Here is a 12,982-nt window from a genome sequence, read left to right as displayed (position 1 = left end):
TGCCTCGTCTGGGGCATGGTTTTGGTTCGTGGCGGGAAGGGGCCTGGACCCGCCGTAAAGGGCACTTAGCACGTCGGGGGTCGCCCGTCCCGGATGGGTAACGGAGGTCCTTGGGCCTGCAAGCGCCGGAAATCGTCCCGTTGAAATTCCGAACCTGTCCTGCCAATGTAGGCGTCGGCAGGCACTCGGTCAAGCGAGGGTCCGGCCCGAGTATCTGCGCGCCTGCTGGCTAGCGTGGCGCGCTTGCAAGGAGTGGAGATCGATGTCCCAAGTCCCCGATGTCCCAGATTCTGTTGAACCCGGAACCCCGGCGAGGGACAACGCGCGCGTGCTCGTCTTTTGTGCGTCGAGCAAGAGCGCGGATCCCATGTTCCGCGAGGCGGCTGCGAGATTGGGTCGCGTTCTCGCACGCTCGGGTCGCAGCGTAGTTTACGGAGGAGGAAGCGAGGGTTCGATGGGAGCATTGGCTAGCGCGGCGCTCGACGAGGGCGGAAAGGTGGTGGGCATTCAACCGCGCTTCATGGCCAAACTCGAGTGGACTCATCCAGGGCTCAGCGAACTGCATCTGGTCGAGACCATGGCCGAGCGCAAGAGCCTGATGTTGTCGTCCTGCGACGCGGTGGTGACACTTCCGGGAGGGTCGGGCACTCTCGAAGAAGTCTTTGACGCCATTACGGCCAAGCGCCTCGGTCTCTTCCTGGGACCGATCGTGTTCGTCAATCAAGCCGGCTTCTTCGATCCTTGTCTCGCGCAACTGGAGCGCTGCGTGGAGCGCGATTTCATGGATCGCCGACACACGAAGATGTGGTCGGTGGTAGACGATCCGGCGGAAGTTCTGTCCGCCTTCAAAGCTGCGCCGCCGTGGTCGAAGGACGCGGTTGCGTTTGCGGCAGTCTAGTCTCGAGCCTGGACGCGAGCGTATCCATTTGGTGGGAGTTAGTTTCCCATGATGTTCGACAGGGTCAAGGCTGCAATTCCATTTCCAGATCCGAGGACGGCAGACGAGGCCACCGGGCTCGTCGCGATCGGGGGCGATCTGTCCCCCGATAGACTTGTGTCCGCCTACGCGCACGGAATTTTTCCCTGGTACAGCGAAAATCCGATTCTCTGGTTTTCGCCGGACCCCCGCATGGTATTGCGACTGCCCGAGGTGGAGATCAACCGCACCTTGCGGAAGAACCTGCGAAGGCGCCGTTTCGAGGTTCGGCTAGACACCGCCTTTCATCAGGTGATTCGCGCTTGTGCCACGGCGCCGCGACCCGATCAGGACGGGACCTGGATTACAGACGACATGATCGAGGGTTACGAAGCGCTGCACGAACGGGGGTACGCCCATTGCGTCGAGGCGTGGTGTGAGGGGGAACTCGTTGGCGGGATGTATGGGGTTTCTCTGGGCGCAGCCTTCTTTGGCGAGTCGATGTATGCCAGCTCGAGTGAAGCCTCGAAGATCGCCTTCGTACATCTGGTAAGGCAGCTCGAACGTTGGAATTTTCAGTTTCTGGATTGTCAGGTCCACACTGAGCATTTGGGGCGCTTGGGTGCGACGGAGTGGCCGCGAGAAGAATTTCTTTGCGCTCTTGATCGGGCTTTGGAGTGTGAGACCCGGCGTGGCAAGTGGCAGTTCGATCGAGATTTTTCGGTTGAAGTTTAGGGGCTATTCGAAGACTACCGGGAGTTCGAGGTATGTGTCGTAGATGTAGTCGCGATGTTTTAGTAGGGAGGGGGTCAGGGCGCTGGTGATGGTTTCGTCGATTGTTCCGTAGGCTTGTCGCAGGTAGTCGGGCATTGCGCAGCGTTCGGGGGAGAGTGGCGCAACCATTGCGGCGAAGGCTGCCCAGTAGATGTCCAGGGCGGAGAGCCGGTCGCCGATCAGATATGGGCCGTTGCCGGCTTCGCTCTGCAGGCGCAGCCTCTCGCTCAACAGATTCAACACTTCTGCGACCTTGTCGGATGCGCGCTCAGCTGCTTCTTCTCGGTAGCCGTATTGGGCGGCCATCAATTGCACGGGTTTGAACCCGGGGTTCTCGCCCTGTTTGGCGAGGTCCATGATTGGCTTGAAGAGTGTAAGGCGACGACTCCAGGCATAGCCTTCTGTGCCGGCCAGTTCGTGGATCATGCCAAACATCAGTACGCGATCGTTCGGATCGTCGGGTATCAGCGACGGAGATGGGGCGCGGTTTTCGGCAAAGTGGATCAGGTCCAACCAGGCGTGCAGGGGCTTGTCGTCTTCGGCGATGATTTGGGGGGCGTTGCGGATCCCTGTCCAGGCGACGAGCTCGGGGTTGTCGCTGCCCGCTTCCTGGCGGACCGGGACAAATGCGATTTTCTTGACGTGGAGCAATCCCTTCGCGGCCTCGCCCCAGGGACCGGGGGCTCCCACGGTGAGGACGAGGCGAACCCCGTCCTGAGTCCTGGCCTCCGCAACACTCGCAAACGTGGGCATCTCGATTTGAACTCCCAATGCCAGGGACCAGCCCGGATTATTCATGACGGACCTTCATGAATAATCCGGGCTAGCGCCTGGGAAGATAGAGATCCGTGATGGTTCCCACGGCCATCTCAGCGGCCATCGCCGAGGTTTCCGAAAGGGTGGGATGCGGATGGACGCTGAGGGCGATGTCTTCGGCGTCGGCGCCGAGTTCGAGGGCCAGCACGAGTTCAGCGATCAGGTCGCCCGCGTGGGGGCCGACGATTCCGGCACCCAACAAGCGCCCGGTTTCGGGGTCGAGCAATAGCTTCGTCACCCCCTCACTGCGACCGATTCCCAGCGCGCGTCCACTCGCGGCCCAGGGAAAGCTGGCTTTGCGCACGTCGATATCTTGCCTTTTCGCTTCGAGTTCCGTCAGACCCATCCACGCCACTTCTGGATCCGTGTAGGCAACCGAGGGGATGGTGAGCGGTTCAAAGACCGTCTTCTTGCCGGCGATGACCTCGGCCGCGGTCTTGCCTTCGTGGGTGGCTTTGTGGGCGAGCATCGGTCCGCCGACCAGATCGCCGATCGCAAAAATGTGTGGGACGTTGGTACGCTGTTGGTTGTCGACGGCGATGAAGCCCCGCTCGTCGACCGTCACGCCGGCTTTGTCCGCGCTGATCTTTGTGCCGTTTGGCGTGCGCCCGACAGCGACCAACACCCGGTCGAAGACATCCTGCGCCGGAGCATCTTTGCCCTCCATGCCCACGTGGAGGCCATCACTTTTTGCCTCGATTGAACTGACCTTGGTGCCGATGAAGATGTTCTCGTAGCGACGGGTGATGATCTTTTGCAAGGGTTTCACGAGATCTGGATCCGTGCCGGTCATCAACTGGTCGAGCAGTTCGACGACCGTGATCTTGCTCCCCAGGGCGTGAAACACCGAAGCGAGTTCGAGACCGATGATGCCGCCACCGACGACGAGCAAACGCTCGGGAATCTCGTCCAGCATCAGCGCGTCCGTCGAATCCATCAGGCGCGAATCGTCGTTGGGAAAGCTCGGTATTTCGATTGCGCTCGAACCGGCTGCGATAATGGCGTGATGGAACGCGACGGTCTGGCGGCCGTCATTGCCCTCGACCGAGAGCAGGTGAGGGCCTTCAAAATTGCCCGTACCCTGAATCACCGTGACCTTGCGGCGTTTGGCCAGAGCCGTAAGTCCACCCGCGAGCTTGGCCACGACCGAATCCTTGAAGGCGCGGATCTTGACGAGATCCAGTTTCGGTTCGCCGAACTCGACTCCATGTGCAGCGAGGGTACTGACCTCGGTCAAAACGTCGGATAGATGGAGCAATGCCTTTGACGGAATGCATCCGACGTTGAGGCACACCCCCCCCAGAGTGTCGTAGCGTTCGACCAATACGACATTCATCCCCAGGTCCGCGGCCCGGAACGCGGCCGTATAGCCCCCGGGTCCTGCACCGAGCACAACGACGTCCGCCGCGAAGTCCGCGTCCGGAAGCGGTTCGTCCGGTACAGAAGGTGCGGCTTCGGTCTTGGCTTCGGTATTGACTTCGGGTTGCGCAGTCGGAGCCGGCTGCTGTTCTTCTGCCGACACGGCCGCGCTGGCGGGTGGCTCTGTTGTCGTCGAGTCTTCTGCGATCTCGAGGCGCACGATCAGATCGCCCTCGGACACCTGGCTCCCCATCTCGACGCAAATTTCCGTGATGGTTCCCGCGTGGGTCGACGGAATTTCCATCGTGGCTTTGTCGCTCTCGAGGGTGATGAGCGATTGCTCGACCGAGACCGCATCCCCGGGCGCGATCAAAATCTCGATCACCTCGACCGCATCGAATTCGCCGATATCGGGAACGCGGATTTCCAGCGTGCTCATAGAATGAGATTCCGAATATCGTTGAGCACCGTCTTCAAGCGCGTTGTAAACCGCACGGCGTCTGCGCCGTCGATCACCCGATGGTCGTAGGAAAGACACAGGGGAACGATCAGCCGCGGTACGAAGCTTTCAGTTGCTTCATCCCAAATGGGCTTGCGGCTCGCACGCGCAATGCCGAGGATCGCCACCTCGGGCGCATTGACGATCGGCGTGAAGGCCGTTCCCCCGATGCCGCCGAGACTCGAGATCGAGAAAGTCCCGCCCTGGAGATCGTCGGGCCGCAGCTTGCGATCCCGGGCCTTCTGGCTCACCACCGCGAGGGCTTCGGCGATCTCGAACAACCCCTTCTTGTCGACGTCTCGAATCACCGGGACCACGAGTCCGCGGTCCGTGTCTACGGCGACGCCGATGTGGATGTACTTCTTCACGATCAACGACTCACCGTCGCGCGCAAGCGACGAGTTGGCGTTCGGAAAATCTTGCAGTGTCACCGCAGTCGCCTTGAGGAAGAAAGCCAGCGGCGTGAGGGAGACACCCCGCTCCTTGGCCTCGGACTTCTTGGCTTTGCGAAATTCTTCGAGCTCGGTGATATCGGCTTCATCAAATTGAGTGACGTGGGGCACCGTGAGCCAGGCCCGGTGCAGATTGCGTGCGGAGATCCTGCGCAGTTTGTTGAGCGGCTCGTGTTCGATCTCGCCCCAGCGTGTGAAATCGATCTCGGGCATCTCGGGAACCGCAAAGCCGCTGGCTGCGCCGGGCGTCACACCCTTGGCCAATGCACCTTTGACGTAGCCCTCGAGGTCCAGCTTCGTGATGCGACCCTTGCTGCCAGTCCCCGTAACCCGCGAGAGTTCGACGCCCAATTCCCTTGCCATGCGTCTGACGCTGGGCGTGGCGTGAGCCCGCAGTGCGCTCGGTGCGGGACGGCTGTCGAGTGGCGGAGCCTGGCTGAGCATCTGCGCCGGCCCGGCTTCTGCGACCGCCGGGGTCGGGGCAACGGTGGGTTGGGGTGCTTCGAGACTGGGTGCTTCGACTTCCGCCGCTTCACCCGAGACTTCGAGAATCACAATCGTCGAACCCTCTGCCACCTGGTCCCCGAGTGAGACCGAGACTTGTTTCACCACTCCGGCGAACGGCGCGGGGATCTCCATCGTCGCCTTGTCGCTTTCGAGAGTGATGAGCGACTGCTCGACGGCGACTTCATCCCCGGGTTTCACCAGGATTTCGATCACTTCGACGGCATCGAACTCGCCAATATCGGGGACTTTGACCGCGAGCTCCGTTGCCACGCTCTATACCTTCGCCGGGTTGGGTTTATTGGGGTCGATGCCGTACTTCTTGATCGCCTGGCTTACCTGCTCGTTTTGGATCTGGCCTTCTTCTGCAAGGGACTTGAGCGCCGCGATCGCGACATAGCGACTGTCGACTTCGAAGAACTCTCGCAGTTTGGACCGTGTGTCGCTGCGCCCGTAGCCGTCGGTCCCGAGCACCCGGTAGTTTCGCGGCACGAAGCCGCGCACTTGATCCACGTAGGTGCGAATGTAGTCACTGGCCGCAATGACCGGACCGGAATACGGGGCGAGGTTCTGGGTGATGATCGGAACTCTCGGCGTTTCGTCCGGGTGGAGCAGGTTCCAGCGATCGACTTCCGCACCATTGCGCGCGAGTTCGTTGAAGCTCGTGACACTCCAGATGTCGGACTCGACCCCCCAGTCCTCTTTGAGCAGCTTGCTCGCCGCAATGACCTCACGAAGGATCGCACCGCTGCCCAGCAGCTGCACCCGGAGTTCACCGGCGCCGCCTTCTTCGAACAGGTACATCCCTTGGATGATTCCCTCGCGAATTCCATTGGGCCGCCCTTTAGGCATAGGCGGATGGGTGTAGTTCTCGTTCATCACGCTGATGTAATAGAAGACGCTCTCGCGCTCCTGGAACATGCGGATCAGGCCTTCGTGGATGATCACCGCGAGTTCATAGTTGAAGGTCGGATCGTAGGCGCGGCAGTTGGGGATCGTCGAGGCGAGCACCAGGCTGTGTCCATCTTGATGTTGCAAGCCTTCGCCCGCCAAGGTCGTGCGCCCCGCAGTGCCTCCCAGCAAAAAGCCCCGGGCCTGGCTGTCCCCGGCGGCCCAGGCGAGATCGCCAATGCGCTGGAAGCCGAACATCGAATAGAAGATGTAGAAGGGGATCATGGAAACGTCGTGATTCGCGTAGGCGGTCGCGGCCGCGATCCAGGAGGAAAAGGCTCCGGCTTCCGTGATGCCTTCTTGCAGGATCTGTCCGGCGGAGTCTTCCTTGTACCACATCACCTGATCGGCATCGACGGGATCGTAGAGCTGGCCCTTTACGGAGTAGATGCCCAGGGTGCGGAACAGTCCTTCCATGCCGAAGGTTCGCGCCTCGTCGGGCACGATGGGAACGATTCGCCACTTGAGTTCTTCGTCTCGAGTCAGTGCTGTCAGCATGCGGACAAAAGCCATCGTGGTCGAAATCTCGCGCTTGCCCGTTCCTTCGGTTTGATTGGCGAAGATCTCGAAGTCGGGAATCTTCAGTGGCGCAATATCGCCGCTCCGCACCGGCAAGAAGCCTCCCAAAGCTTCCCGACACTCGCGCAGGTACTGCATTTCGGCGCTGTTGTGGTCGGGCTTGTAGAAGGGCGGATTGTCGAGTTGATCGTCGGGGATCGGAATGCGGTAGCGGTCTCGAAATGCTCGCAGGGCATCGCGGCCGGGTTTCTTGAGCGAGTGGGCGATGTTCACACTCTCGCCCCCCTTGCCGAGGCCATAGCCCTTGACGGTCTTTGCCAGGATCACCGTCGGTTGCCCGGTATGCTGCATCGCCTGGGCGTAGGCGGCGTACACCTTGGCCGGGTCATGACCACCGCGTTGCAGCGCCCAGATATCGTCGTCGGTCATGTCGGCGACCATTTCGGCGGTTTCGGGATACTTGCCAAAGAAGTGCTCGCGCACATAAGCGCCGCCCTTGGCCTTGTAGTTCTGGTAGTCGCCGTCAACCGCCTCTTCCATGCGCTTGAGCAACATGCCTTTTTTGTCTTTGGCGAGCAGGCGGTCCCAACCTTCGCCCCAGATTACCTTGATGACATTCCAGCCCGCTCCGCGGAAGTCGCCTTCGAGTTCCTGGATGATCTTTGCATTGCCCCGTACCGGACCGTCGAGGCGTTGAAGATTGCAATTGATCACAAAGATGAGGTTGTCGAGTTCTTCGCGCGATGCCAAGGAGATGGCGCCCCGGGATTCGGGCTCGTCCATCTCGCCATCACCCAGGAAAGCCCAGACCTTTCGTTCGGTGGCGTCGATGATGCTGCGCTGATGCAGATGCTTCATGAAGCGCGCCTGATAAATCGCCATCAGAGAGCAAAGGCCCATCGACACTGTGGGAAAACTCCAAAAATCGCGCATCAACCATGGATGCGGATAGGAAGAGAGCCCACCGCCGTCGACCTCCTGGCGGAATTTTCGCAGCTGATCTTCGCTGAGCCGACCCTCGAGAAACGCGCGGGCGTAGATCCCCGGAGCGCTGTGGCCCTGGAAGTAGATGAGGTCGCCGCCGTGATCCTCGGTCGGGGCGTGAAAGAAATGGTTGAACCCGACCTCGTAGAGCGTCGCGCACGAGGCATAGCTCGAAATGTGTCCGCCCAGCTCGCTGCTGATGGTGTTGGCGTTGTAAACCATCGCGAGTGCGTTCCAGCGGTTAATTGAGCGAATGCGGTGTTCGAGTCCCGGCTCGCCGGGGGAGCGCTCTTCGTCACTCTTGCGAATGGTGTTCAGGTAGGCGGTGGTGGCCTTGTAGGGAAGATGCGCCCCCGAGCGTCGCATTTCTGCAACGAGACGTTCGATCAGGTAGTGCGCGCGTTCGATGCCTTCCTTTTCGAGCACCGAATGCAGTGAATCCAACCAGTCGCGCGTTTCCTCTGGATCGACATCGTGATCTTGGGTCATGCATTGACCTCTGTGCAAGACATGATTTTTCGGTCCGGCGAGACCTGACATCCCCGCTGCCAGACGGGGGAAATATGATGCCACATTTCGAGCGGGTCGGGACTTCTCGGCAATGCCACTCTTTCAAGATCGACCACTAGCGGCCTGTTAGTTCAAGAACGGGTCCACGGTTGGGTCAATGTCCGATGAGAGTATCTCGACGGGGTCGCAGCCGAATCCGTCGGCGACCAGGCATAGCGTCGCGTAAGGAACAGATTCGTTGCGTTCTTCAATTCCCTTCAGCAAGTTGGGCGTAATCGACTGCCGAACTCCGGTCGCTCGCTCGCTAGCATTGGCGATCGCATCGACCATTTCCCGCGCTGACCAGCCGCGATCGTGGCGCATTCGTCTCACGGTCAAGCCGTCGGGTCGCACGGATTCGTTCTCATCGAGCATCATCAGCGGTCTTTCCGGCGCGCGAGTTCGTCAAGGGCTCGATCATAGTCTTCGGGGGTATCGATATCGAACGCGCCGAGTGGAAAGTCTACGAGGGCGACCCGCTCTAGATTTTCGATCAGCAGCGCTTTGGCGCCGCGGTCCCCGGTCAGGGATGCGAGCCGTTCGAACGCACTGCGGGAAAAAAACGCGGGGGGGCCTACGGTGTCTCGATAGCGGCACGCCGCCAGCTCGGTTCCGTCCGCGATGCGGCGTTCGAGCAAGCTGTCGAGCAGCTCCGGTGTGACGAAGGGCTGGTCACACGGGAGGATCATCACTCCACCCAGGCGTTGACTCAATTGACCCACGGCGACCGCGATGGTCGAGCCCATCCCCGCCCGCCATTGTTCGTGGCGAATCACTTGAACGCCCGAGTCTCGAATCGCATTCTCAACCGCTTCCTCGTCTGCGCCGACCGCCACCCAGACCTCGTCGCAGGTCGAGGCGAGGGCGACCTCGATGCAGTGTCCCAGCAGCGTTGTGTCGCCCCACGGCAACAAGGCCTTGGGGGTTCCCATTCGCGTGGACCCTCCAGCCGCCAGGATGAGTGCCGCCACGGGACCCGAAGATTCGTGTACGCTGGCTGTGCCGGGGGCTTTGGATAGGGTCGACATGGTCAACGCCTAGCTTGGCACACGCTGCGGGGTTCGACCCGGCGCGCGGAGGAATACAAAGTATGGAGCGACTTTCGCGGGTTGCCGAAGCGAGCGGACGCCTGCTGAAGGCGGACCGGCTCGGCGGCGACGGTGCTGCCCTGGCGGATGGATTCTTGTTGACCTTCGACGTCGGCCGCCTGCTGCTGAAAGTCGACCCCGCTGCGGGGATGGTTAGGTCGGAGACCATCGAGGGGGCCGACGAGATTCCGTCTGGCGTCGTGGATGCGTCCGAAGACGAGCCCTGGTGGCGCCTGGTCGGTTCTCCCCTTGCGCGGGTCTGGGCTGGAGACGTGGGAGCACAGGGAATGCGGCTGCAGTTCCGCACCGACGACGAGAATCCGCGCTTCATTACGCTGCAACCTTCGGGCAGCGAAGTGCAGGTGATCCTCGATCCAGTCGCGGGGAGTTGAAGATGGGACAAGCAAACGATCTCGCGATGCTGGACGCCACCGCTCAAGCGCAGCTCGTCAAAAGCGGCGAACTGACGCCGGTGGAGTTGGTGGAAGCCGCCTGCGAACGGCTCGAACGCATCAATCCCAAACTCAACGCCGTGATTCACCTGGCACTCGACCGCGCGCGCGACGCGGCTGCGTCCTCGGAACTTCCCGACGGTCCCTTCCGCGGGGTTCCCTTCTTGCTGAAGGACATCGGTGGTGATCAAAAGGGCCAGCCCTATTGCGCGGGAATGCGCTTTTTGAAAGATGCCAAGTGGACCGCGCCCGAGGACAGCTTCTTTACTCAGCGCATTGATGCTGCGGGACTAGTGGCCTTGGGAAGGACGGCTACCTCTGAACTCGCGGTGCTTCCCACCGGAGAAACCCAGGCCTTCGGTGCGGTACGCAATCCCTGGAATCTCGCTCACACCACCGGAGGTTCGAGCGGTGGAACCGCTGCGGCGGTGGCGGCGGGGATCGTCCCGATGGCGCACGGCAGTGACGGCGGCGGGTCGATCCGCATTCCCGCGAGCATGTGCGGCATTGTCGGGCTCAAGCCGAGTCGCGGGCGCTGTTCCTTTGGTCCGGGTGCCGGCGAACGTTGGAGCGGTCTGTCGGGCGAGTTTGCGCTCACGCGATCGGTGCGCGACTGCGCAGCCTTGCTCGACGCGGTGGCGGGACCCGCACCCGGTGACCCCTACAGGGCGGCGCTACCCGAACGATCCTTTGCCGAACAGTCCGCCCGCCCTCCGGAACGCCTGCGCATCGGATTCATGCGCGACACCCCGCGCGACATTCCGATCCACCCCGCTTGTGTCCGCGCCGTAGAAAAGACCGCCAAGCTGCTCGAGGAGTTGGGACACGACGTCGAACTCGCACACCCACCCGCCCTCGAAGAAGGTGAAATGGTGGGGCACTACGTAAAGATTGTCGCAACCAGTGTCGCCCAGGCGCTCGTTTTGTGGGGGCAAGCGGTGGGGAGGGAAGTCACCGAGGACAGTGTCGAACCCCTGACCTGGATGCTCGCCCAACAGGGCAAGGCACTCTCGGCTCAAGATTTTCTTGCAACGATCGAATACACGCACGCCTTCGGCCGGCGACTGTCGACTTGGTGGGAAAGCGGTTACGACCTTCTCTTGACCCCGGGCACCGCCCAACCAGCTCCACCCATAGGAACACTGGTCTCGACAGTCGAAGAACCCCTGAAGGCCTACTTCCTGGCCGCCCCGTACGGAATCTTCACCCTTCCCCACAACCTCTCAGGCCAACCGGGAATCTCGCTCCCACTCCACGTATCAGAAGAGGGCCTGCCCATCGGTTCCCAGCTAGTCGCCCAGGTGGGACAGGAAGGTCTACTCCTGAGTTGCGCCGCCCAACTGGAAGCCGCCACCCCCTGGCAAAGCAACACCCCACCAATCTTCGGCTAATTCCATCCAGTCATGCCCAACAACAAGTCCGTGAGAATAGTAAAATCAAGCCGCGCATTTTAAGAAATTTCCGATGACCGGTCTCATGCCAAACCTGAAGTGAGAGAGCCACCCCTGTCTTCGGGATCGAGTCGGCGAAGCTGTGCGGGGTCGAGCCGCGCGCGTATCTACGGAAGGCCACCCTGCGGGCCGTCCGGAACCCGGGCACGATCACCCTCGCGCGCGACCTCAAGTCCCCGGAAGCCTGAGAAAAATCACCCTATCCGCACCACGGTTAAGTGTGGAGCTAGCCGCCGCGACTTTCCCAACCTTTCATTTAAAAGGTTGCGTAGCCCTATTTTTCTGCCCCTATGAGCTTGAATGTCGCGATGAAGTCACCGTTGGTGAGGAACGTGGATAAATCGAATCCGGTGGCCTCGCCGCGTACGTTGCGGAACTCACCAGTACCCCCGGTAACGGCGCGAGGGCCCTCATCCTCGACACCTTGAACCTGGATCTTCCCACGGCCAAAAAGATGGTACTCCTGGGACACAACAGTTGCAGCTTGGTCCGGGCCAATAGCCCATCCCCAGCAGTGGAACGTGCCTATAGCAGTGCAATCGTCAAGAAGGTCCAGCTCTTCGCAGATATCGCCGCTGACGTAGAACGCTGCCCCTCCCGCGAAACCGTCGTCGGTCTGATCGAAAGTGGTGAAACCATCCGTGTCCACACGTAGTACCAGTTCACCGTCACCTTTTCGCCCGCCCGCCTCCGCAACTGCGAAGCCTCCGAGCAAGACAAAACCGACCATGAAAGCAAACAGTCTTTTAGCCATGGTATCTCTCCTTGTTTAAAGAGTGGTTAGTACACTCATGTTTTACATCTCATTCTGATTCCTCCGGTTCACCCTGTCTCATCACGATGACAGGATGTCCGGCTGGATCTGTATTTTCACAGCCCCGAACCACGGCTGGCGACTCGCGCTCTCAGTCTGTGGTGGGCTGTGGCGGAAACTGAGCGCCGCTGACCGGTCTACGCCCATGAGACCGCCTCGCCGGGTCGTGCCCATGCCACACGGCTGACCAACAGGAGATCGGCCAGCCAGGCCAGGCTCGTTGCGATGATCTGAACTTTATTCCTCATTTTTGCGGTCGCCGCCCTCGCGGTTCTCATGGCCCATCGAGCCATTTCCGCGTCTCTCCTTCCATACCAGCGGACTGCCCTCGAAGCTCGATGGGAGCTCGACCATTTCTCGACCATTTCTCGACCGCGTCACTTTCGACAGGCAGTTGTGTTGTGGCATAATCTCCCGCGGGGGAAGAGAAGGGGTCTCTATGCCAATGCGTTTCGTCTTTGGAGGCTACGAGTTAGAGCCTGAAGCGCGGACCCTCCAGCACCAGGGCCGGCGGATCCCAGTTGAGCCGAAGATCTTCGACGTCCTCACCTACCTGATCGAACATCGCGAGCGCTTCGTCTCACCCGACGAGCTGCTCGACGCCTTCTGGTCGGGCGCCCACGTGACCCCAGCGGCGGTCTCCCGGACGGTGCAGAAAGCCCGCCAGGCGGTGGGGGACGACGGCGAGCACCAGACGGTGCTGCGTACCGAATACGGGCACGGCTTTCGGTTCGTCGCGGAGGTCTCCGTCGCCTCGGAGGCGGCCCCCCAGGCGCCCATCGGCTTCCGCACCCGTCGGATCGCTGCAACCGGGGTCGCGGCGCTGCTGCTCGTGGCCGTTGTCGCCTGGTTCC

12 protein-coding genes are annotated in these 12,982 nt (G+C 61.1%); 5 read left to right on the top strand and 7 right to left on the bottom strand.

All coding sequences use genetic code 11. The features are described 5' to 3' along the window. Nucleotides 1-262: 262 nt before the first annotated feature. Both IH881_18265 and IH881_18260 read left to right on the top strand, forming a co-directional pair. Nucleotides 263-898 carry a TIGR00730 family Rossman fold protein gene (locus IH881_18265; GenBank protein ID MCH7869644.1) on the top strand — a complete coding sequence of 212 codons (636 nt, stop codon included), beginning with the start codon at nt 263-265 and terminating at the stop codon, nt 896-898. A 48-nt stretch (nt 899-946) separates the two neighbouring features. Further along, entirely contained in the window at nt 947-1,651 is a 705-nt protein-coding gene (locus IH881_18260) for a leucyl/phenylalanyl-tRNA--protein transferase (GenBank protein MCH7869643.1), read from the top strand. Nucleotides 1,652-1,654: 3 nt separating this feature from the next. Here the strand turns inward: IH881_18260 and IH881_18255 are convergent, their stop codons facing one another. The 6 genes from IH881_18255 to IH881_18230 all read right to left on the bottom strand — a co-directional run bounded on the left by IH881_18255 (nt 1,655) and on the right by IH881_18230 (nt 9,351). Beyond that, on the bottom strand, nt 1,655-2,488 hold the full coding sequence (locus tag IH881_18255; GenBank protein MCH7869642.1) for a hypothetical protein: 834 nt from the start codon (nt 2,486-2,488) through the stop codon (nt 1,655-1,657). 25 nt (nt 2,489-2,513) lie between these two features. Further along, the gene (lpdA, locus tag IH881_18250; GenBank protein ID MCH7869641.1) at nt 2,514-4,304 is read right to left on the bottom strand and encodes a dihydrolipoyl dehydrogenase; all 1,791 of its coding nucleotides are present in this window, start codon (nt 4,302-4,304) and stop codon (nt 2,514-2,516) included. Beyond that, nucleotides 4,301-5,593: a dihydrolipoyllysine-residue acetyltransferase gene (aceF, locus tag IH881_18245; GenBank protein ID MCH7869640.1), complete on the bottom strand. Its 1,293-nt coding sequence runs from the start codon at nt 5,591-5,593 to the stop codon at nt 4,301-4,303. The genes lpdA and aceF overlap by 4 nt, the downstream gene beginning before the upstream one ends. Nucleotides 5,594-5,596: 3 nt before the next feature. Beyond that, complete coding sequence (aceE, locus tag IH881_18240) at nt 5,597-8,263, bottom strand: pyruvate dehydrogenase (acetyl-transferring), homodimeric type (GenBank protein MCH7869639.1); 2,667 nt, start codon at nt 8,261-8,263, stop codon at nt 5,597-5,599. A gap of 147 nt (nt 8,264-8,410) precedes the next feature. Further along, complete coding sequence (locus IH881_18235; GenBank protein ID MCH7869638.1) at nt 8,411-8,701, bottom strand: hypothetical protein; 291 nt, start codon at nt 8,699-8,701, stop codon at nt 8,411-8,413. Then, nucleotides 8,701-9,351, bottom strand: coding sequence for a nucleotidyltransferase family protein (locus tag IH881_18230; GenBank protein ID MCH7869637.1), 651 nt, complete (start codon nt 9,349-9,351; stop codon nt 8,701-8,703). Before IH881_18230 ends, IH881_18235 begins: the two co-directional genes overlap by 1 nt. 62 nt (nt 9,352-9,413) lie before the next feature. Between IH881_18230 and IH881_18225 the strand changes: the two genes are divergently transcribed. Further along, nucleotides 9,414-9,803, top strand: a complete 390-nt coding sequence (locus IH881_18225; GenBank protein MCH7869636.1) for a hypothetical protein — start codon at nt 9,414-9,416, stop codon at nt 9,801-9,803. A 2-nt stretch (nt 9,804-9,805) separates the two neighbouring features. Then, nucleotides 9,806-11,254 (top strand): amidase, encoded by a 1,449-nt coding sequence (locus tag IH881_18220; GenBank protein ID MCH7869635.1) that lies wholly within the window; start codon nt 9,806-9,808, stop codon nt 11,252-11,254. A gap of 334 nt (nt 11,255-11,588) precedes the next feature. Here the strand turns inward: IH881_18220 and IH881_18215 are convergent, their stop codons facing one another. Next, nucleotides 11,589-12,068, bottom strand: coding sequence for a hypothetical protein (locus IH881_18215; protein ID MCH7869634.1), 480 nt, complete (start codon nt 12,066-12,068; stop codon nt 11,589-11,591). Between the two features lie 499 nt (nt 12,069-12,567). On the opposite strand from IH881_18215, the gene IH881_18210 reads away from it, so the two are divergent. Continuing rightward, the coding region (locus tag IH881_18210; protein MCH7869633.1) for a winged helix-turn-helix domain-containing protein at nt 12,568-12,982 on the top strand (415 nt) is incomplete at its 3' end.

Source organism: Myxococcales bacterium (assembly GCA_022563535.1).
Classification (GTDB): Bacteria; Myxococcota_A; UBA9160; order UBA9160; family UBA4427; genus DUBZ01.
This window is presented reverse-complemented; position numbering and strand designations above follow the sequence as displayed.